Below are 20813 nucleotides of genomic sequence, written 5' to 3'. Positions count from 1 at the left end.
CGCGTCCGAGCCACGACACGGTCCCCGCCTAGGTCCGGCGGATCTCCCATGGCCCTCCTCGACAAGCTGCCCTCGCGCACCCTGACCGTGCGCGGCTGGGGTTTCGTCCTCACGGCGATCGTCTCGCTGCTGGCGGCACAGATCCTGGGCCGGCGTGACCTCCTGTACGTGGGTGTACTGCTGCTCGCCCTGCCCCTGGCCTCGCTGATCGTGCTCCGGATCGTCAAGCCGCGTTTCACCGTGGCGCGACGCTTCCAGCCGCAGTCCATGGAGATCGGGGCGACGACGACCGTGACCCTCTCGCTGACCGCCTCGGTGGCCGGCGGTGCGACGGTCGCCATGGAGGAGCAACTCCCGGCCCGCTTCGGGCAGGCGCCGCACTTCACCTATCCGTCACGCAATCCCACGCGCGACGGCGTGTCCCTCTACGAGTACCGGCTCAGATCGGCCTCCCGGGGGGTGTATGGGATCGGACCCGTGACGGCCGAATTCACGGACCCGTTCGGACTGTGCACCTCGCGCCACGTCCTCGGCGGGAGCGATCCGCTCGTCGTCACGCCCGCTCCGGTGGACCTGCTCGGCACCGCGCTGTCCGGCTCGCGGGGCAGTGACGGCATGGCCGCGACCAGGCGGCAGGCCAACCCCAGCGATGACGACGTCATGACGCGTGAATACAGGCACGGCGACTCGATGCGAAGGGTGCACTGGGCTGCCACCGCCCGCCACAGCGAACTGATGGTCCGGCAGGAGGAGTCCGTGACCACACCGCAGGCAACCCTGCTGATGGACCAGCGGCACCACGCTTTCGCCACGGGGTTCAGTGCCGCCTTCGGCAGCGGGGACGGCACGGGCCTGTCGACGTCGCCGACGTTCGAGTGGGCGGTCACCGCAGTCATGTCCATCAGTGCGCACCTCCTCGAGCGCAACTACGCGCTGCGCTTCCTCGACCACCACGGGGCGCCTGCGCTGCTGCACTCCGCCTCCGCACCGTTCCCGTCCGACGAGGAGCACCACGGCCAGGGCGCGGTCGCCGGCATCGCCGAGGGCCTGGCCGCCCTGGAACTCGCACCGGAGGCCGGGCGGCGGTCCTCGGCGGAGGACAACACCGGCAGCAGCGTGGTGCGGGCCGGCGAGGCCGCGCGGGTGGCGGCACGACGCATCCGGCGCTCGACGGCGGAAGCTGCCCAGACCGCCCAGCACACGGCATACGGCGACGACCTCCTCGACAAGCTCGCCGCGACGCGGCACCGCGGCCCCCTCATCGCCGTCGTCGGAGTCCTGACGACCGAGGAAGCCAGAGCGCTCGCTTCTGCGGCCGACGGCAGTTCCGCGTCGTACGCGATCATCGCGACCGAACGCCCCGTCGACTCCCGGAAGCAGATCGAGCTCCTGCGCGATGCCGGTTGGCATGCGACCGCGGCGTCACCCGTAGCGTCCCTCCCCACCGTCTGGGCCGGCCTCGAGCAGCCGACCGGCCCTGCATCCGCCCGCGGAGGCGCCGTCTCAGGCGCCGGCCGCCCGTCCGACCAGCACCGACCCGCACGCGACACCTCCAGGGGCCCAGCATGACCTCGACTCTCTCCCGCCCCGCGACGGCCCTCGAGGCCGCGCCGACCGTCCCCCGACCGTCGCCGTCGGCCGATCCGTGGCACTGGGCCGTGACGGGTGCCTGCCTCCTCGCGGTGCTCGCGGCCGCCACGAGCCTCAACGGTGTCGTCGAACCCTGGACGTGGCTCGCGCCCGTGGTAGGCACCCTCGTCCCGGTCCTGGTGGCGATGGCCGCCACGCGGGCGCTCCGCCTCGGCAGCATGATCACGGCACTCGTGGGGGTTCTTGCCCTCATCGGCGCCCTGACCGCCCAGTTCTTCCCCCGCCAGAGCATCCTCGGGGTGGTGCCCGGGCCGGGCACCTCGTTGGAGTTGCAGCGCCTGCTCGCCCAGGCCGAGGAGACGGTGGTGTCCCAGGTGGCTCCCGTTCTGCCGAGCGCAGGGATCTTCCTCATCGTCTGCGCCGCGCTCGGACTCATCGCCATCGTCGTCGACCTCTTCTCGACCACCCTGCGCATGCCCGCCGCCAGCGGCCTGGCCCTGATCACGGTCATGATCTCGCCGGCCGTCGTGAAGCCGACCGGTGTCGGCATGTTCGCCTTCATCACCACGGTCCTCGCGTTCCTGCTCCTCCTCGCCGTCGCGCAGTGGAGGGAGAACCGGCTCGCATCGGGCGGGGCGCGTGCGTCCTCGGGTTTCGCCGGGCGCAGCGCGATGATCGGGGCCGCAGCCCTGGCCGCTGCCGTGGTCCTGCCGATGTTCGTGCCCGGCTTCACCTCGGGAGCCTTCCCGCAGGGCGCGCGCCTGAACCTGTGGGGCAATGCCACGGGGCTCAATCCCGCCGTCACCCTCGGCAACGACCTCAGGAACCCGACGGGCTTCGGGCGCATCGCCTATTCCACCAACTCGGACACCCCCGTCTACCTGCGGGCGGTCACGCTCGAGGACTTCAGCGGACGCCGCTGGGAGCCGGACGAGCGGAGGGGTGAACGAGAGGCAGGTGTCGAGGAGATCGGCGTGGAGACGGGAGCACCGGCTGCGGACGCCGAGGCCGAGCAGACGTTCACGCGCATCACGACGCAGAGCTATGCGAGCCCCTGGTTGCTGTCCCCGTACGCGCCCGTCGGTGTAACGAACCTCGCGGGCAGCTGGGCCTGGGATCCGGCGAACCTGTCCATCCTCGCGACCGACGGCGGGTCGACGGCCCGGCAGGAATACCTGGTGGAGACCCGCTCCGCGTCACTCACGCGGGAGGGGTTGGGGTCGATCGGGCCGTCCGACAGCGAGTCCGTCCCCGCGATCTTCACCGAGCTGCCCGACGACACCCCGGAGATCGTCCGCACCAGCACCGAGGAGATCACCGGCGACTACGTGAACCCCTACGACAAGGCGATGGCCATCCAGAACTACCTGCGGGGACCGGAGTTCACCTACTCGGTCGAGGCCCCTGTGGAGGGCGGGTACGACGGCAGCGGCATGGACGTCATGGCCCGCTTCCTCGAATCGAAGTCGGGGTACTGCGTGCACTACGCGGGGACCATGGCCGTGATGGCCCGGGCCGCCGGCATCCCCAGCAGGGTGGCCGTCGGCTACACGCCGGGAAGCCCGACCGGTGACAGCGAGGAGGGTCCCGACGGCACCGAGCTCAACGAGTTCGTCGTCGACTCGCGCAACGCGCACGCCTGGCCCGAGCTGTACTTCGAGGGGGTCGGGTGGGTCCAGTTCGAACCGACGCCGTCCCGCGGCGTGGTGCCGACGTATGCGCAGCAGGCCTTCTCGCCGGTGGGACCGCGCGCCGACGACTCCGACGCCCTGAACCCGGGAAGCCTTTCCCGGGTCGGAGCAGAGGCCGACGCGTCGGCGGAGGCCTCGGATGCTGCGGCGGGCGGCCAGGGTGCCGGACCGCAGAACGAGGCGTCGCCGGGCGCGGGTGCCGCCGCTCTCGGCGGGATCGCCCTGCTCGCCCTCGTCCCCCTGCTGCTGCGCACGGCCAGGACCCGGTCTCGGCGCCGGACCGTCGCCGTCGCGGACGTGTCGGCCGCCGTCGACGGTGCCGCGACCGCGGCCTGGGCCGAGACGACGGACATCGCCGGCGACTACGGACACCCGCTGGACGAGACCGACACCCCGCGCACCTTCGCAGCCCGCCTGGCCCACGAGGCGGATCTCGCCGGTGAGCCCGCGCAATCGCTGGCCCGGCTCAGGAACGCCTACGAGCACGAGGAGTACGCCGCGCGGATCCCGGCGGACGGTGCGATCCCACCGGTCCGGCCGGGCGGCGGGAGCGGCGCGGTTCGCGGCGGTGGCTCCGCCACCCTCGCACGGCCCTCCGCAGCGCGCTGGGACGACGTCGATATCGTCACCCGTGCGCTGCGACGTGGGAGCCCGTGGTCCACGAGGGTCAAGGCCCGGCTGTTCCCGCAGTCACTGATGAACCGCTTCCGGTCCGGCTCGCGCCGCGGGTAGCCCGGCCGGCCCGCCGGCAGCGCATCGCCGGCCGAGAAGGACGGGTGGAATCGGGCCCGACGACGGATGCCGGCACCCCGCTCGGGGTGCCGGCCTCCTGACGCTCCCGAGGACGCGGGATCAGGACGCGTACGGGTCCGCGATGCCCACGTACTGGGTGTACAGGTACTCCTCGATGCCCTCTGCGCCGCCCTCACGGCCGAGCCCGGACTGCTTGACGCCGCCGAAGGGAGCCGCGGCATTGGAGACGACCCCCGCGTTGAGGCCCATCATGCCGGTGTCGAGCCGCTCGCCGATGCGCAGTCCGCGGTTGAGGTCCTTCGTGAACACGTAGGCCACGAGGCCGTATTCGGTGTCGTTCGCCAGTTCCACGGCCTCGTCCTCGGTGCTGAAGGTGACGATCGGCGCCACCGGCCCGAAGATCTCCTCCTTCAGGATGCGCGAGGAGCGGGACACGTTGGTGAGGACGGTGGCCTCGTAGAAGTAGCCGTCACCGGTGATCGGGCTGCCCCCGGTGACCGCCGTCGCCCCGTCGCCGACGGCGGAGGACACGAGCTCGTGCACCTTGTCGCGACTCTTGCGGTCGATCAGGGGGCCGAGGGTCGAGCCGTCCTCCGTGCCACGGGCAGGGGTCACGGCCCCCATGCGCGCGGCCAGCGCCCCGGCGAAGCGGTCCGCGACGGACTCGTGGACGATGAAGCGGTTGGCCGCCGTGCACGCCTCCCCCATGTTGCGGAGCTTGGCGAGCATGGCGCCGTTCACCGCGGCGTCGAGGTCGGCGTCCTCGAACACCAGGAACGGGGCGTTGCCGCCGAGCTCCATGGAGGTCCGGAGCACGTTCTTCGACGCGGCAGCCAGCAGGCTCCGTCCCACGGGCGTGGACCCGGTGAAGGAGAGCTTGCGCAGGCGCGGGTCCTCGATGAGCGGCCCGGTGACGTCACCCGCCGTGGTGGTGTTCACGATGTTGAGCACCCCGTCCGGGAGCCCGGCTTCCTGCAGTACCGTCGCGAAGAGCGAGGACGTCAGCGGCGTGAGGTTGGCGGGCTTGAGCACCATGGTGCAGCCGGCGGCGATGGCCGGGGAGATCTTGCGCGTGGCCATGGCCAGCGGGAAGTTCCAGGGGGTGATCAGCAGGCATGGGCCCACCGGCTTCTTGCTGACCAGCAGGCGCGACCTGCCGTCCGGTGCCATCGAGTAGCGGCCGCTGGCGCGCACGGCCTCCTCGGAGAACCAGCGCAGGAACTCCGCGCCGTAGGTCACCTCACCGCGTGCCTCGGCCAGCGGCTTGCCCATCTCGAGTGTCATGAGCAGGGCGAACTCGTCCGCCCTCGCGGTCACGAGGTCGAAGGCCCGCCGCAGGATCTCGCCGCGCTCACGGGGTGCCGTGCGTGCCCACCCGGCCTGTGCTGCGACGGCGGCGTCGAGCGCAGCCATGCCGTCCTCCGGCGTGGCGTCGGCCAGCGTCAGGAGCGTCCTGCCGGTCGCCGGGTCCTCCACGTCGAACGTGGCCCCGGACGAGGAGTCCCGCCACTGTCCGCCGATGAAGAGCCCCGTGGGCACCTTGTCGAGTACTGCCTTCTCCTGGTCGGCGGTGACGGCCATGCTGGTTCTCCTTCGCGACGGTGGGCGGGCATGCCACGAGGGGCATGCCCGCTCACGCTAGACCTGGCGTCGGAGGGGTGTCCAGTGGAGACTGCACCCCGTTGGGGCACTTCCTTTGGACGAGTGCACAGAGCTCAGCGTGCGGCGATCACGGCGGCGTACAGCTCCCGCTTGCTCACCTGTCCGTTCGCGGCCACGGCGGCCACCGCGTCCTTCAGCCGCATCCCGCCCTGGATCAGCGCGTTCACACTGCCCACGTGGTCCTCGGGCCTGGTGGGCGCCGTCTCGGGAGCGCCGGACACGACGACGGCGACCTCCCCGCGTACCTCACCGGCTTGGGCCCACTGCAGCAGTTCCAGGAGCGGACCGCGCACCACCTGCTCGTGCACCTTGGTGAGCTCTCTCGCGACGGCGGCCCGACGGTCCGATCCGAAGGCCTGCTGCAGGGATCGCAGCATGGGTTCGAGCCGGTGGGGTGCCTCGAAGAAGACCATGGTGCGGCGCTCACTTGCGAGATCGGCCAGCCGGCCCGCGCGCACACCCGGCTTCCGCGGGAGGAAGCCCTCGAAGCAGAACCGGTCCGTCGGCAGACCGGACAGCGCGAGCGCCGCCAGCACGGCGCTGGCTCCGGGCACGGCCGTCAGGTCCAGTCCCTCCGCGACGGCGGCCTCGACGAGCCGGTAGCCCGGATCGGAGACGGAGGGCATGCCCGCGTCCGTGACCATGAGGAGGGTGGCGCCGTCGCGCACGAGGTCCAGCAGCTCCGGGGTGCGCTCGGCCTCGTTGTGCTCGTGGTAGCTGATGACGCGCCCGGTCACGGTCACACCGAGCGCCTGGACGAGCCGGTGGAGGCGGCGCGTGTCCTCGGCGGCGACGACATCGGCACTGTGGAGCAGGCCGATCAGGCGCTCCGTGGCATCGCCCATGTTGCCGATGGGGGTCGCGGCCAGCACGATCCGGCCGCGGCCGCTCCCGTCCCCCGCCGTACCGCGATACGCGGTGATGGGCGCGCGGGCCACGGTCGCCCCGGTGTCGGACCGCGCATCGTCGTCCGGGTCGGCATCCTGTCCCTGCGCGCCCTGTCCCTGCGCGCCCTGTCCCTGCGCGCCCTGTCCCTGCTCGTCCTGTCCCTGAGGCTCCTCCTGCACGTCCTCCTGCAGGTCGGCGCCTACTCCGGCCGGCTCCTGCTCGGTCCCGTCCCGGGCGGTGCCGGCGGCGATCCCGTCGGTGGCGTCGTCGGACGGGTCGGACACGTCGGACACGGAGTCGTCGTATGGCTGGTTCACGGCCCCAGCCTAGCCGCACCGCGTGTGCCCTGAAGATGCCGCCACCGGACGCACCAGGACGGGAGATCCGGCGGTGTCCTCCGCATCTCCCGACCTGCCGGGAGTGTGCAGGCACCGCCGGTAGCATGACAGGGTGAGCCCTACCGCCGTCCGTCCCCGAGGGGACTCTCCGCACCACGGCGTCTCGTGGGTCAGGTCCCCGGCTCTCGCTTTCGGGCACGGCGCGCTGAGCAGCCGGCTCCTCGGCCTGGCCGCGCCGGGCGGGGCGCACCGGTGGATCCTGCCCCTGATGATGGCGCTGCTCGGCGGCGTCCTCCGGTTCGTGCGCCTGGGCGAGCCCGGCACCCTGGTCTTCGACGAGACGTACTACGTCAAGGACGCCTACTCGATGCTGCAGTCCGGCTACGAGCGTGCGTGGCCCGAGGACGCCAACGACTCCTTCAACGCAGGGAACCCCGACGTCCTGCTCGACTCCCCCAACTACGTGGTCCATCCGCCGGTGGGGAAGTGGATGATCGCGTTCGGGATGCTCCTGTTCGGCTCCGACAACGCCTTCGGGTGGCGCTTCTCGGCCGCCCTCGTGGGGACCCTCTCGGTCCTGGTGCTCGCCCTCGTCGCGCAGCGCATGTTCGGCTCGGCCCTGCTCGGCGGCGCAGCGGGGCTGCTGCTCGCCGTGGACGGTCACCATCTCGTCGAGTCCCGGACCTCACTGCTGGACATCTTCCTGAGCTTCTGGCTCCTGCTCGCCTTCGCCGCGCTCCTGCTGGACCGTGACGACGGACGACGGCGCCTCGCACGCCGCCTCGCCTCGCTGGCAGGACAGCGCGACGACGGCGTCCCCGCCCCCCGGCAGCTCGCCTACGGACCGTTCCTCGGGCTGCGTCCCTGGCGGGTTGCCGCCGGTATCTGCCTGGGGCTGGCGCTCGGCACCAAGTGGTCGGCCATCCCGTTCATCGCGGCCTTCGGCCTCCTGACCGTCGCCTGGGACATGAGCGCCCGGCGCATCGCCGGAGTGCATCACTGGGTGCTCGGCGGGGCGTCGAAGGACGGGCTGCTCGCCTTCGTGTCGCTCGTGCCGGTCGCGCTGCTGACCTACCTCGCCACCTGGACCGGATGGTTCCGCTCCACGGATGCCTACGACCGCACCTGGGCCGCGACGAACCCCGCCGATGGCTGGCGTTGGGTACCGGACGGACTGCGATCCCTCGCCGAGTACCACCGCAGCGCCTACACGTTCCATCAGGGCCTCGGCTCCGACCACCCCTACGAGGCGAGCGCCTGGTCGTGGCTCGTGGTCGGGCGCCCGACGTCGTTCTTCTACGAGACGCCCGGCGGATGCGGCACCGACTCCTGCTCGCAGGCCGTGACCGTGCTCGGCAACCCGCTGATCTGGTGGAGCGCCGCTCTCTCCCTCGTGGTCCTGCTCTTCTTCTGGATCGGCCGCCGCGACTGGCGGGCTGCAGCCGTCCTGACGGGCGTAGCCGCAGGATACCTGCCGTGGTTCCTGTATCCGGAGCGCACCACCTTCTACTTCTACGCGGTCGCCTTCGAGCCGTTCCTCGTCCTGGCGCTCGTGTACTGCCTCGGCCTGGTCCTGGGGGGACGGGGAGCAGACGCGGCCCGACGCCGCCGGGGTATCGTGCTGGTGGGGGTCTTCCTGGCCGCGGCCGTCGCGCTGTCGGCCTACTTCCTGCCCATCTGGACAGCCGAGATCATCCCCTACGACCAGTGGCGATCACGCATGTGGCTGCCCAGCTGGATCTAGGACCGACCCTCCCCCTTGCCTGCGGAACGAAAGCGAGCCCTGGTGCGCGAAGCCATCACCGACCTCCTGGTCGACCTCCCCCCGACCGGCAACGTGACGGACCTGCTCCTGAGGACGCACGACGCCGATCCGCAGCGCCCGCTCTACGCACAGCGAACCGGTGGCACGTGGACGGACGTCTCCGCCGCTGCCTTCCTGGAGCAGGTCACCGCGGTGGCGAAGGGCCTGATCGCGCACGGCGTCCAGCCGGGTGACGCCGTCGCGGTCATGTCGAGGACACGGTACGAGTGGACGCTCGCCGACGTCGCCATCTGGTTCGCGGGGGCCGTCACGGTCCCCGTGTACGAGACCTCGTCAGCGCATCAGGTGGCCTGGATCCTCGAGGACGCCCGGCCCGCCGTCGTGCTCGTGGAAGACCGGGCCAAGGCGGACGTCGTCCTCGACGCCGCGGCGCGCAGCGGCCGCACGGAGGCGACGGCCGTCGTCCGGCTGACCCTCCTGGGCGCCGTCGATCCGTGCGACGCCGACGGCGACGCGCCGGTCGGTCCTGCCATGCCGACGCTCGGCACCCTGATGGCGGACGGCGCGTCGGTAGCCGACGGACGGCTCGAGGACGCCCGCTCCTCGCGGGGACTGGCCGATGCCGCGTCGATCGTCTACACCTCCGGGACCACCGGACGCCCCAAGGGCTGCGTCATCACGCACGGCAACTTCGCCCTCTTCGCCGTCAACACCCTCGAGTTCCTGCCGGAGTTCCTCAAGCAGGAGAACGCCCGGACCCTCATGTTCCTGCCACTCGCGCACGTGCTGGCCCGTGCCGTCCAGGTGGTCTGCTTCACCGGCGGTATCACGCTGGCCCATTCGGGGTCGGCCGCCCAGCTGCTCGAGGACCTGACGACGTTCAGGCCGACGTTCCTCCTCGCCGTCCCCCGCATCTTCGAGAAGATCCACGCGACCGCCGCGCAGCGGGCCGAGGAGTCCGGCAAGGGCCGGCTCTTCGCTGCGGCGGAGCGCACCGCCGTCGCCTACTCGCGCGCCCTCGAGGCGCGCGGTCGGGGCGGTCGCGGTCCCTCCCCCCTCCTGCGCGGCTCCCACGCGCTGTTCGACCGCATCCTCTACCCGCGGCTTCGCGCCGTGTTCGGCGGCGAGGTCACCTACACCGTGTCGGGGGCGAGCCCGCTCAGCGAGCACCTGGCGCACTTCTTCCGCGGCGCGGGCATCATGATCCAGGAGGGCTACGGACTGACGGAGAGCACGGCGCCGTGCACCGTGAACACGGTGGCGCTCACGCGCGTCGGGTCCGTCGGCATCCCGATGCCCGGCACGAGCGTCCGGCTCGACGACGACGGCGAGGTGCAGGTGCGGGGCGCGGGGATCTTCGCCGGCTACTTCCGGAACGACGAGGCGACGGCCGAGGCCTTCACCGAGGACGGCTACTTCCGCACCGGTGATCTCGGATCGCTCGACGACGACGGCTTCCTCACCATCACGGGCCGCAAGAAGGACCTGCTGGTGACCGCCGGCGGCAAGAACGTGGCACCCGGTCCGCTGGAGGAGAAGCTCCGGGAGCACCAGCTGGTCGCGCAGGCCGTGGTGGTGGGCGAGGGCAGACCCTTCATCGGAGCGCTCGTCAGCCTCGATCGGGATGCACTGGACAGCTGGGCCGCGGGCCACGGCAGGAAGGGGCTGACGGTCGGGGACGCCGCACGGGACGCCGAGGTGCTCGCGGAGCTGCAGACCGCCGTCGACGCCGCGAATGCGACGGTGTCACGTGCCGAGCAGATCCGGCGGTTCACGGTCCTGGAGGCGGAGTTCACAGTCGAGTCGGGACATCTGACACCCACCCTGAAGCTGAAGCGGGCCGCCGTCGTCGCCGACCACGCAGCGGCCCTCGACGAGCTCTACGCGAAGCGCTGACCCCTCCTTCGGGCCGCGGCCCCGAAGCGGCGGTGCGCCCTGTCCACGACGGACCCGGGCCAGGCCCGGCGCGGCGCGTCCCGGGAGGACCTCGGGTCAGGACTTCTCCAGCGCCTCACGGTACCTGGCCTGGGCAGCGTCCTGGGCGAGCATCGATCGGTCACGGCGCGCCTTCGTCGGCCACGTCGCCACGAGCGTGAGGATCGTCGCCGCGAGGACGAGCACCGCGATGGTCACCGCCGAATCGGTCCAGAACTGCTCGGGGAACAGGCGGATGAGGGTGTCGTCGACCCGGAACGTCCACGTCCCGTCCGCGAAGAACAGGGCGTGCACCTGGGTGAAGAACGTCTGCCACCCGATGACCGCCAGCACCGTGAGCACGACGATCCCGACCAGCGTCAGGACCGCACCCGAGAACAGTGCGCGCCTGATGCCGCCCTTGTACCGCCGGGCGAGGTACACGCACGCGACCACGGCCAGGACGAACATCACCAGCGCGATGAAGAAGGACAGCCCGAGGACCCCTTTCACGTCGGCCATGTGCCCGACCTCCGACTCGAGGAACAGCGGCTCCCCCTCCGGCGTCACGAGTCCGCCGAGGTAGCGGGGCGGCGCGAAGTTCAGGACGTAGTCCAGCGCGTAGGAGCCGTACGTCATCCGATCGTCGAGCGAGAACCCGTACTGGTCGGCGAGGAACCCCGGCCGGTTGTACTCGAGCCACAGGAAGGACGACGTCGCGACGGCGCGGACGGCGGCAGCGACGACGATGACGGGGAAGAACAGGGCGACGACGACCTGCAGGAACCGCGGGAGAGCCGGCTTCGCCGAGACGGCCTGGTCCCGGACCGCAGCCCGGCGGGCGACGTCCTTGTCCGGTGGCCGGACCGACAGCGCTCCGGTGTCGGTCGTGGGCTCGGCCCCGGGCGGGTGCAGCTCCCGACCGTCCGGAGAGTCATCCGGTGCAGGCTGCGCGGCAGCGGTCGATGCGCGGACCGTGTCGGACGAGCCGCTCACGGCTTGCCCCGCAGCAGACGACCCGGTTGCAGGCGACCCGATTGCAGAGGACCCCGAAGCCGTCGATGCACCTGCCATGGGCCCTGGCATGGACCCTGGCATGGACCCTGCCGCGGTCGGAGCGAGGCCGTTCCCGCCGGCGGTGTGGCGGTCGTCAGCCGGCGCCCCCTCCCGTGAGGCGTCATCCGACGACGTTCCCTGCCCCGCAGGATCGACGGTCGGAGTGACGGCTGTCGACGGCGACGCCTCCATGGCCGGCGCGTCATCCGGGGCAGGCATACCGGACGCCCGCTCACGTTCCGCCTCCCCGTCAAGGATGCCCGGGACGTCGGGCACGGTCGATGCCCTCCGCATGGGCAGGGTGTGGCGCTGGGCGATCCCGCCGGAGTCGGAACCCGATGCATCGGTGGTGCCGGGACGCCGGCCGGCGGACGGGGCATCGTCGGCACCGGGACCGGCGCTGCGGTCATCGCCCACCGCGGACGAGGCCCCGTCGGTGCCGAGACCCGCACCGGCGTCGTCGTGGTCCGGTCGCCGCTCGCCGGCCGCTGCTCGGGTACTCTCGGTCTCTGCCACTGCGCTGTCTCCTCGTTCGATGCCCGCCGGCACTCGGTCGGCGTCATCCGACCATACCGGGCATGCCTGCACGCGGCCCGGAGACTCCCCGGCACTGCGCTGCGGTGGGATCAGGCGGTGATGACGGCGTCTCCCCGATCAACGACGCCGAGGTCCCCGCGGTGCCCGGCGGCGACGGCCCGTCGTCCCAGGATCAGCGTGTACGCCCAGTAGGCGGCGAAGACGAGGAACCCGATGCCGAGGCGGAGCCAGGCAGGCAGGGGGCTCGGTGTCACGAACCCTTCGACGAGGCCTGAGACGAGGAGCACGAGCACCAGCCCGAGCGCCACAGTGATCAGGGAGCGTCCCTCCTCGGCCAGGGCGGCGGAACGGGGCCGACGGCCGGGTGCCACCCACGCCCAGAAGATCCGGAGGCCCGCGGCGGTGGCGATGAAGATGGCCGTGAGCTCCATGAATCCGTGCGGCAGGATGTAGACGAAGAAGACGTCGAGCCGATCGTAGGAGGCCATCATGCCCGCGGCCAGACCGATGCCCTGGGCGTTCTGGTAGAGGATGAAGGCGGGCCAGATTCCCGTGACGCCGAAGGCCACCGCCTGCAGGGCGATCCAGGCGTTGTTGGTCCAGACCAACCCGGCGAACGAGGCCGCCGGGTTCTCGGAGTAGTAGTTGACGAAGTCCTCCTCGACGAACTGTCGGAGGTCCTCGTCCGTCCCGAGCGCGGGGATGACACCCGGCGTGTTCACCACCCAGGCGGCATAGAGCCACGTGACGGCGATGAAGACCACGCCCACCGCAGCGGTGAGCCAGCGGATGCGGTAGAAGGCAGCAGGCAGGGAGATGACGAAGAACTGCGCCACGTCCTCCATGACGTTCGAGCGGGCACCCGTGAAGCGGGTCCTGGCCCGCGAGAGCCGGGTCGAGAGCGCCCCGGACAGCGCACTCTCCGGATCGACGGACCGGATGATCGACAGGTGCGTCGACACGCGCTGGTAGAGCACCAGCAACTCGTCCGACTCCGCCCCGTCGAGCCGCCGGCGACGCACGAGGTCGTCCAGGCGTTGCCAGTCGCTGCGGTGCACGGCGATGAATGCGTCAACGTCCATGCGCCCACCCTATAGCCCGCGGGCGCGCGGGCCAGGGGTGCGTCGGCGAGCGCACGACGGCGCCGTCGGCGACGCCGCTAGGCTGGGTGGGAACGCCGCGTCCGCGGCCGGTGATCAGGGGGTAGTCATGAGTTCGGTCGTCACGGGGGAGGCCGTCGTCCTCGAACTGAAGCCGGCAGGATTCGCGGCGCGGGGACTGAGCGTCCTCATCGACATCATCGCCCAGTTCGTCGTCGCGATCCTCCTGGTCCTCCTGGTGGGCAACGTCTTCCGGGGTGTGCTCGACGAGGCGCTGACCACGGCCCTGCTGCTCGTCCTCGTGGTCATGCTGCTCGTCGTCGTGCCGGTGACCGTTGAAACACTGACGCGCGGCAAGTCGCTGGGTCGCCTGGTGATGGGGCTGCGGATCGTCCGCGACGACGGCGGCGCCATCCGCTTCCGGCATGCATTCATCCGGGGCATGCTCGCGATCCTGGAGATCTACATGCTCGGTGGCTCGCTCGCGTTCCTCGTCTCGCTGTTCAACGAGCGCTCGAAGCGGCTCGGTGACCTCCTGGCCGGGACCTACGCCATGCGGGAGCGGGTCGTGGCGAGGCCGCGCGCCCTGGCGGTCATGCCCCCGCGGCTGCAGGAATGGTCCGCGACCGCGGACATCGGCCGGCTGCCCGATGCCCTCGCCCGCCGCATGTCGCAGTTCCTCTCCCAGGCACCCAAGCTGACCCCGCAGGCGCGGCACACCCTCGCACTCGACCTCGCAGCCGAGGCGAGCCACCACGTCTCCCCCGCACCGCCGTCGGACACGCACCCGGAGGAGTTCGTGCACGCCGTGATCGCGGCGCGCCGGGACCGGGACTACGCCTCGATGATGCGCCAGCGCGAGCGGGCGGAGTCGACGGCGAGAAGGCTCCACACGCTGCCGTTCGACCAGCACGCGGAGCCCTCCGCCAGAACCATGGACGGTTCCTAGGGCTGGTTGACCCACTCGTTCCAGGGGACGTTCCAGTCGCCGAACCCGTCCCACACGTACATGGGTCCGTAGTCGGTGTTCAGGATCTGCACCACGTCGCCCGGGCCGAACGTATTGTAGAAGTACTCGGCGCCCTCGGGCGACATGCCGATGCACCCGTGCGAGACGTTGATGCTGCCGAGCGCCACCTGCGCGGCGGGGAGGGCTTCATGCACGAAGGCGCCGCCCAGGCTGAGCCTGCTGGCGTGGTTCACCACCGTCGGGGGGTAGTAGGCGGGATCGCCCGGCTTCAGCCCGATCGACTCGGCCGTGAACCTCGTCGACTCGTAGTGTTCCATGACCACCATGTAGCCCTCGGTGGACGGCCAGTCCTCCGTGCCGAGCGTCACGGGGAAGGTGCGGTCCAGCGTCCCGTCGAGGTAGACGTTCATGGTCTTCGTGGCGTTGTCGACGACGGCGAGACGCGTGTTGTGCGTCTTCACCGTCATGGCGGTGTCACCGTTGCCGATCATGCCGTTGCCGAGGTCGACGCCGAAGAGGTTCGCGGTGACCGTGATGGTGCTGTTCGGGGCCCAGAAGGTTTCCGGCCGGTAGCGGACCTTGGTGTCGGAGATCCAGTAGAAGGCGCCCGGTTGGCCGCTCGTACTGGTCACGGTGATGGCCTTCTCCACCTCGGCCCGGTTCACGACGGGCTCGCTGAAGGTGAATTCGAGCGGCTGGCCGGTCCCGACGGTGCTGCCGTCGCGCGGGAACATCGCGGCGTCCGCCTCATTGGCCGGTTCGACGGTCACGAAGGACGAGGTCTGCCGCTGGGACTGGCCGGCGGAGTCGCGGACCGTGTAGGAGAACAGGTACTCGGTGTTGAATGCGAGGCGCTCCGTCGCCGTCCAGGTTCCGCCCTCCGCGGAGATCTCCCCGGCAACAGCGATTCCGCCCGCTCGTGGGACGAGCTCGACCGCCTCCAGTGTGCCGCCCGTGACGGTGATCGCGGCGACGGTGGCCGGATTCACGGCGTAGGCCTGATCGGTCGGGGTGAGACCGACGGTGAGCTGCGCGGCGTCCGGAGCCGGGGGCGCCGCGCTCACCGAAGGGTCGGCGGGTTTCGTCGAAGCGCCGGCCGTGGGATCAGCACCGGATCCGGCCGAGGTGGGCGACGTCGACGACGGTGCTGACGAAGGTGCGGACGAGGACGACGACGTCCCGTCGTCCCAGGGCGACGCCCTGGCGATTCCCACGCCACCTCCGACCACCACGACCGCGGCAGCGCCGATCGCCGCGACCTTCCAGCCCTTACGGCGTGCCGCATCCCCGCCGGACTCCTGTTTCATGCGCATGCGTGTGCCCCTCACCGTAGCTGCCCCCAGCGATTTTACGCGACGGCGGCTGCCGGGCTCCGCAGGTACCGGCCCGTTTTCGACAACGATTCGGCCGCTGCCCGAGCCCTGGGGCTCCGGCAGCGGCCGACCTGTCGGTCCGATGGACGGATCCGGCGATCAGTAGCGGTACTGCTCCGGCTTGTACGGCCCGGCGGCATCGATGTCCAGGTACTCGGCCTGGCCCTTGGTGAGTTCCGTCAGCTCGACCCCGAGTGCGTCGAGGTGGAGCCTGGCGACCTTCTCGTCGAGGATCTTCGGCAGGACGTACACCTCGTTCTCGTACTCGCGATTGCCCTCGGCGTCATCCTGCTCGAACTTCGTGTACAGCTCGATCTGCGCGATGGTCTGGTTGGCGAAAGAGTTGCTCATGACGAACGAGGGGTGCCCGGTCGCGTTACCGAGGTTCAGCAGGCGACCCTCCGAGAGCATGATGATCGAGTGCTGCTCGACGCCCTCGGCCTCGTTCGCCGGGATGACCCACTCGTGCACCTGCGGCTTGATCTCGATCTTCTCGACCCCGGAGATGCGGGCGAGCCCCGCGATGTCGATCTCGTTGTCGAAGTGGCCGATGTTGCCGACGATCGCCTGGTGCTTCATGCCCGCCATGTGGCGCGCCATGATGACGTCCTTGTTGCCCGTGGTGGTGATGAAGATGTCGCCCTGGCCGAGGACCTTCTCGAGCGTGGTCACCTGGTAGCCGTCCATCGCCGCCTGCAGTGCGCAGATCGGATCGATCTCCGTGACGATGACGCGGGCGCCCTGGCCGCGCAGGGCCTCGGCTGCGCCCTTGCCGACGTCGCCGTAGCCGCACACGACGGCGACCTTGCCGCCGATGAGCACGTCCGTCGCCCGGTTCAGCCCGTCGGGCAGGGAGTGGCGGATGCCGTACTTGTTGTCGAACTTCGACTTCGTCACGGAGTCGTTGACATTGATGGCCGGGAACAGGAGCTTGCCCTGGGCCGCGAGCTGGTACAGGCGGTGCACGCCCGTCGTCGTCTCCTCGGTCACGCCCTTGATGCCGGCGGCGATCGTCGTCCACTTGTGCGGCTCCGACTCGAAGGTCGAGCGCACGGTGTCGAGGAAGACGGTGTACTCGTGGGAGTAGTCGGCGTCGCCCTCCTGCGGGTTGGCCGGCACCGCTCCGAGTGCCTCGAACTCGGCGCCCTTGTGCACCAGCATCGTGGCGTCGCCGCCGTCGTCGAGGATCATGTTCGGGCCGCGTCCCTCGGCCTGGCCGGGCCAGGTGAGGATCTGCGTGGCGGTCCACCAGTAGTCCTCGAGGGTCTCGTTCTTCCAGGCGAACACGGGGACACCGGCGGGCTCGTCCACGGTTCCCGTGCCGACGACGACGGCTGCGGCGGCCTCGTCCTGCGTCGAGAAGATGTTGCACGAGGCCCAGCGGACCTCGGCACCGAGGGAGGTCAGCGTCTCGATGAGGACGGCGGTCTGCACCGTCATGTGCAGCGACCCCGCGATCCGCGCGCCGGCGAGGGGCTGCGTGTCGGCGAACTCCTCGCGGAGGGCCATCAGCCCCGGCATCTCGTGTTCCGCCAGGCGGATCTGGTGGCGCCCCGCCTCGGCGAGCGAGAGGTCGGCAACTTTGAAGTCGAACGTCATGGTCTGCGGTTCCTAGCTGTGGTTCGGAGTGTGCGGGGCCGTACTGCTCACGGGGATGCTTCCCGTCGTCAGGAGCGGGCGGCACCGTCCAGTAGTTCGGCGCGGAGGAGCACCGGGATGCCTTCGTCCAGTCCGTAGGTGGGGGTCTTGCCGTCGGGCCCCGGCGAGGCCGACCTGAGCACGTCGCCATCCTGGATGAGCTTCGCGCCCGTCACGGGACACCGGAGGACGTCGAGCAGCTGTGCTGGGAGATGCGCCATGGTTCAGCTTTCGCTCGGGGACGGAGACACTCCGTCGATTCTACCGCGAGGCCTTCCGACGGCCTCAATCGACGGACTCCTGGTCGCCGACCGCGGGACCTGCCTCAGGGCTCCCGGAGGATCCTGAGGTGGCCGCGGCGGGGACCGGCGCCTGCGGGCGGTTCCATCGGAGCCCTGCTGCCGCGCTGCTGGGGTACGGCCGGCTCGGTCCTGGGTTCCGCCGCGGCTTCGCGGACGGCGTCCGCGAGCGCCAGCAGATCGTCCGAATTGTGCTCGGGCACGGCATCGGGGAGGGTCAGTCGCACGACCTCCCATCCGCGCGGGACGGTCAGTCGTTCCGCATGGATGGCGCAGAGGTCGTAGGTGTGCGGCTCGGCGTAGGTGGCCAGCGGGCCGAGGACGGCGGTGGAGTCACCGTAGACATAGGTCAGAGTGGCTACCGCCGACCGCTGGCAGGCTGATCTGGAGCATTGACGGAGTGATCCCACGATCGGCAAGCCTACCGGCCTGCGACATGATCGGCCGCCACCGGCGCACCCGTGCGGTGTCCGTTGACCGATGGAGTGCGGGCCCGTGATCGAAGGCTTAGAGTCTTTACATGCAGGATGAGTCCACTTTTTCGGTCGACCTGACCGATCCGTCGTCCTCCGAGGGACGCCCCGCGAGGTCCTTCTACGAACGCCGCCGCAACCGGCGGGGCCGTGGGCTACGTGGGACGCTGCTCCCGCCCCACCTCCCGGGATCACGCTCCCGGTCGGAGCAGTTCGACGACTGGGTGATGGAGTCCGCGCAGCGACTCGAGCGGCTGTGGGGCGAGCGCATCCACGATCTCCAGATCGTGGTGCAGGAGATCCCGGACGGCCTCGAGGAGATGACCGCCGACGAGCTGAAGGATCTGCTCGGCTCGTGCACACCCGCCGCTCCCGGCCGGCCCGCCGTCATCACGATCTACCGGCACCCGGTCCTCATGGCCGCCAAGTCGCTCATGCCGGTCAACGAGCTGGTGCACGATGTCGTGGTCGAGCAGACCGCGGAACTCATGGGCCTCTCTCCCGAGGCCGTCGACCCGGCCTACGGACGCTCTCAGGCCTGAGGCCCCGGAGGGCCACCGCTGCCGTCGGCTCGCGAGTCCCCGTCTTCAGGCGTCGCCCGGACCGCTCCACTGCGCGCTGATCGGGTCAGTAGCCCAGCTCCACGGGGATGCTCTGCGCTCCGCCGGCACCCGGGGCGACGCTCGCGACCGAGATGCCTGCCCCAGCGCCCGGTGTCGTCATGACCTGCGCGCCGTACACCGGGTCACCCGTCGCGTTGATGACCACTCCCGCCGCCGCTGCGCCGAGCGAGGACGAGGGCACGGTGATCGAGGTACCCCCGGCGATGCCGATGACGACCGGCTGACCGAGCGCGCCGTCGGCCGAGACGGGCGTCAGTGTCACCTCTCCCCTGCCCGTCGGTGCCCCCAGCACCAGAGCCGTGTCGACCCCTTCGGCCAGGGCCACGGCGTGGTCGCTGCCGAGCCGTACGGCCGAGCGTGCTCCCGCGAAGTCGACGGGCTCGCCGTCGTCGATGCCGCGCGTGACCCTCGCCCCGGCGACGATCGAGACGTCGGAGGTCACCGCGATCGTGTAGTTGCCCTCCGGCAGCGCGGCGAGCGGGACCGTGGTCACAGAGCCTGCAGCGGCGGTGGCGACACCACCGTCGGGCAGGGACACCTCCCCGTCCGGGCCGTACACCTTGATGTCCAGCACCGCATCGCTCGACCCCGGGACGAGCACCTGGAGCTCAGGGGCGGCGGTCGCGTAGCCGTCCTGGTCGCGGATGCGCCGGGCCGTGTCCGGATCCTGGACGACGACGCCGGGTACCACCTGCGTGACCCCGGCGGTGGTGGCCGGTGACAGCAGTTCGACACCGCCGGGCGTGAGTCCGCGGAGCACGCTCTGCTGGATGATACCGGCGATGCGCCCGCCGTCGCTGCGGACGCGCAGCGCGACATGGTCCTGGTTGCCCGCGAGTCCCGCGAGTACGATCTGCCGTGTCTCACCGGGGGCGACGAGCTGGCCGCGCAGGCCGGCCGCATCGATGGGGCCCTCCCGCCCGAACAGCTCGAGAGTCACCGTCGCGGGGGTCACCGTCGGGTTGGTGAGGGTGAGCACGGATGTCTCCCCCACCGTCGTCGACGCCCCCATGAGCCAGAAATCGTTCGACGGCACCTGGCACGCGGTGGCTGCGAGGCCGCGCAGGTCGCCGTCCTTCGCCGAGTAGGTGGCGGTCGCCGCGGCGACGGGCGTGAGCCCGCCCTGCGGCTGGGCCCGGAGGACCGATGGTGCGTCGACCGCCACCCCGTCCACCGTCCCCGCGATCCGGGTCGTGAGTCCGTCCTCACCGCTGCTGGCGGGCGCGTCGCCCACCTGCGAGGACTCGGACGTGAACGGCTGGATGAGCGCGAGCGGCTCCTCACCGCCCACGGGCAGGAGTCCGCTTCCGGTCACGGTGGCACTCAGGTCGCTGAGCACCAGGCCCGACACCGTGGTCTTCGCGGTCGAAGATGCCGGACTGAACTGCGGATCGCCGCCGTCCACCGTCGCCTCGAGGAGACGGGGTGGCGCCGGGCAGACGGCCGAGTAGTCACCTGCGGGCACCGCCGCGGCCGGGACGGCCAGGGCCTGGGCGGAGGGACGCGGAAGCACATCGTCCACGGCGCCGGAGGCGATGGCAGCGGTCGCGGCCAGCAGGACGACGCCCGTCGCGGCACCCACAGCGACCCCGAGTCGGGCCCGGCGACCGGCAGCGGTACCCGTTCCTGCCGCCCTGTCCCGGGCGACGGCGCGCGCGGCCACCGCGGAGTCGATGGATGGGGAGGCGGTGTCAACGGTGCGGGACTCGACGACGGCGAGCTCGGGGGCATCGGGGGCGTCACGGGCGCCAGGGGCGGGCTCGATGACAGGTTCGGCGGCGTCATCAGCGGGATCGACGGGCCCGGCGACAGGTTCGGCGTCGGGCTCGGCGGCGTCATCAGCGCGATCCACGGGCTCGGCGACAAATTCGGCGTCGGGCCCGACGACGTCATCAGCCCGATCGGCTGATTCATCGGAAGCGCCGGACGCGACAAGGTCAGGGGAGGTGGCCGCAGGGTCAGTGCCGGTGTCGTCGTCCGCCGGAACAGTCGTCGATGGGTTCGTCGACAGGGTCGTCGACGCGGCCGGCGCCCCCGCAGCCGAACGATCCGCTGCTGCTTCCTCGGCCGCGCCGTCAGGAGCCTGCGCAGCTGTATCCGGGCGAGCGTCACCGGTCGGCGCGGCCTGCCTCTTGCGTCCCCA

Annotated in this window: 15 protein-coding genes; 6 read left to right on the top strand and 9 right to left on the bottom strand. The window is 71.0% G+C overall.

Features of this window, described 5'->3' with window-relative positions; genetic code table 11:
- The first annotated feature begins 48 nt into the window (after positions 1 to 48).
- The gene (locus FNH21_RS11850) at positions 49 to 1569 is read left to right on the top strand and encodes a DUF58 domain-containing protein (protein WP_152815780.1); all 1521 of its coding nucleotides are present in this window, start codon (positions 49 to 51) and stop codon (positions 1567 to 1569) included.
- Positions 1566 to 4013: a transglutaminase TgpA family protein gene (locus tag FNH21_RS11845; protein ID WP_152815777.1), complete on the top strand. Its 2448-nt coding sequence runs from the start codon at positions 1566 to 1568 to the stop codon at positions 4011 to 4013. Before FNH21_RS11850 ends, FNH21_RS11845 begins: the two co-directional genes overlap by 4 nt.
- 120 nt (positions 4014 to 4133) lie before the next feature.
- On the opposite strand, the gene FNH21_RS11840 is transcribed toward FNH21_RS11845, so the two are convergent.
- The gene (locus FNH21_RS11840; RefSeq protein ID WP_152815773.1) at positions 4134 to 5615 is read right to left on the bottom strand and encodes an NAD-dependent succinate-semialdehyde dehydrogenase; all 1482 of its coding nucleotides are present in this window, start codon (positions 5613 to 5615) and stop codon (positions 4134 to 4136) included.
- Positions 5616 to 5749: 134 nt separating this feature from the next.
- Positions 5750 to 6541: a 16S rRNA (cytidine(1402)-2'-O)-methyltransferase gene (gene rsmI / locus FNH21_RS11835; RefSeq protein WP_152815967.1), complete on the bottom strand. Its 792-nt coding sequence runs from the start codon at positions 6539 to 6541 to the stop codon at positions 5750 to 5752.
- Between the two features lie 493 nt (positions 6542 to 7034).
- Between rsmI and FNH21_RS11830 the strand changes: the two genes are divergently transcribed.
- Entirely contained in the window at positions 7035 to 8666 is a 1632-nt protein-coding gene (locus FNH21_RS11830) for a dolichyl-phosphate-mannose--protein mannosyltransferase (protein ID WP_422108774.1), read from the top strand.
- A 42-nt stretch (positions 8667 to 8708) separates the two neighbouring features.
- On the top strand, positions 8709 to 10583 hold the full coding sequence (locus tag FNH21_RS11825) for an AMP-binding protein (protein WP_191931904.1): 1875 nt from the start codon (positions 8709 to 8711) through the stop codon (positions 10581 to 10583).
- Between the two features lie 96 nt (positions 10584 to 10679).
- Here the strand turns inward: FNH21_RS11825 and FNH21_RS11820 are convergent, their stop codons facing one another.
- Both FNH21_RS11820 and FNH21_RS11815 read right to left on the bottom strand, forming a co-directional pair.
- On the bottom strand, positions 10680 to 12173 hold the full coding sequence (locus FNH21_RS11820; RefSeq protein WP_338403265.1) for a TIGR01906 family membrane protein: 1494 nt from the start codon (positions 12171 to 12173) through the stop codon (positions 10680 to 10682).
- Positions 12174 to 12283: 110 nt separating this feature from the next.
- Positions 12284 to 13276 carry a stage II sporulation protein M gene (locus FNH21_RS11815; RefSeq protein ID WP_152815770.1) on the bottom strand — a complete coding sequence of 331 codons (993 nt, stop codon included), beginning with the start codon at positions 13274 to 13276 and terminating at the stop codon, positions 12284 to 12286.
- A gap of 127 nt (positions 13277 to 13403) precedes the next feature.
- On the opposite strand from FNH21_RS11815, the gene FNH21_RS11810 reads away from it, so the two are divergent.
- Positions 13404 to 14243: an RDD family protein gene (locus tag FNH21_RS11810; RefSeq protein WP_152815767.1), complete on the top strand. Its 840-nt coding sequence runs from the start codon at positions 13404 to 13406 to the stop codon at positions 14241 to 14243.
- On the opposite strand, the gene FNH21_RS11805 is transcribed toward FNH21_RS11810, so the two are convergent.
- The 4 genes from FNH21_RS11805 to FNH21_RS11790 form a co-directional block, all read right to left on the bottom strand.
- Positions 14240 to 15577, bottom strand: a complete 1338-nt coding sequence (locus tag FNH21_RS11805; RefSeq protein WP_241743208.1) for a L,D-transpeptidase — start codon at positions 15575 to 15577, stop codon at positions 14240 to 14242. The genes FNH21_RS11810 and FNH21_RS11805 overlap by 4 nt on opposite strands.
- Before the next feature lie 159 nt (positions 15578 to 15736).
- A complete protein-coding gene (gene ahcY / locus FNH21_RS11800) occupies positions 15737 to 17236 on the bottom strand; it encodes an adenosylhomocysteinase (protein ID WP_152815761.1) in 1500 nt (499 codons plus the stop codon).
- A gap of 68 nt (positions 17237 to 17304) precedes the next feature.
- Positions 17305 to 17496 (bottom strand): Trm112 family protein, encoded by a 192-nt coding sequence (locus tag FNH21_RS11795; protein ID WP_152815758.1) that lies wholly within the window; start codon positions 17494 to 17496, stop codon positions 17305 to 17307.
- 104 nt (positions 17497 to 17600) lie between these two features.
- Positions 17601 to 17984 carry a DUF3499 family protein gene (locus FNH21_RS11790; RefSeq protein ID WP_191931903.1) on the bottom strand — a complete coding sequence of 128 codons (384 nt, stop codon included), beginning with the start codon at positions 17982 to 17984 and terminating at the stop codon, positions 17601 to 17603.
- A gap of 110 nt (positions 17985 to 18094) precedes the next feature.
- Between FNH21_RS11790 and FNH21_RS11785 the strand changes: the two genes are divergently transcribed.
- Positions 18095 to 18589, top strand: a complete 495-nt coding sequence (locus tag FNH21_RS11785; protein ID WP_152815751.1) for a metallopeptidase family protein — start codon at positions 18095 to 18097, stop codon at positions 18587 to 18589.
- Positions 18590 to 18674: 85 nt separating this feature from the next.
- Here FNH21_RS11785 and FNH21_RS11780 read toward each other — a convergent pair whose 3' ends face one another.
- Positions 18675 to 20522, bottom strand: a complete 1848-nt coding sequence (locus tag FNH21_RS11780; RefSeq protein ID WP_206687059.1) for a DUF5719 family protein — start codon at positions 20520 to 20522, stop codon at positions 18675 to 18677.
- Positions 20523 to 20813: the final 291 nt, after the last annotated feature.

The sequence above is a fragment of the Arthrobacter bussei genome (assembly GCF_009377195.2).
Taxonomy (GTDB): Bacteria; Actinomycetota; Actinomycetes; order Actinomycetales; family Micrococcaceae; genus Arthrobacter_D; species Arthrobacter_D bussei.
Note: the sequence above shows the minus strand (reverse complement) of the source record. Positions and strands in the feature narration are given on the sequence as shown.

Coding starts and splice junctions, on each gene's coding strand:
- rsmI (WP_152815967.1), bottom strand. CDS start 6,541: ATGGGCGATGCCACGGAGCGCCTGATCGGCCTGCTCCACAGTGCCGAT.
- FNH21_RS11850 (WP_152815780.1), top strand. CDS start 49: ATGGCCCTCCTCGACAAGCTGCCCTCGCGCACCCTGACCGTGCGCGGC.
- FNH21_RS11840 (WP_152815773.1), bottom strand. CDS start 5,615: ATGGCCGTCACCGCCGACCAGGAGAAGGCAGTACTCGACAAGGTGCCC.
- FNH21_RS11815 (WP_152815770.1), bottom strand. CDS start 13,276: ATGGACGTTGACGCATTCATCGCCGTGCACCGCAGCGACTGGCAACGC.
- FNH21_RS11805 (WP_241743208.1), bottom strand. CDS start 15,577: ATGCGCATGAAACAGGAGTCCGGCGGGGATGCGGCACGCCGTAAGGGC.
- ahcY (WP_152815761.1), bottom strand. CDS start 17,236: ATGACGTTCGACTTCAAAGTTGCCGACCTCTCGCTCGCCGAGGCGGGG.
- FNH21_RS11845 (WP_152815777.1), top strand. CDS start 1,566: ATGACCTCGACTCTCTCCCGCCCCGCGACGGCCCTCGAGGCCGCGCCG.
- FNH21_RS11810 (WP_152815767.1), top strand. CDS start 13,404: ATGAGTTCGGTCGTCACGGGGGAGGCCGTCGTCCTCGAACTGAAGCCG.
- FNH21_RS11785 (WP_152815751.1), top strand. CDS start 18,095: ATGCAGGATGAGTCCACTTTTTCGGTCGACCTGACCGATCCGTCGTCC.
- FNH21_RS11795 (WP_152815758.1), bottom strand. CDS start 17,496: ATGGCGCATCTCCCAGCACAGCTGCTCGACGTCCTCCGGTGTCCCGTG.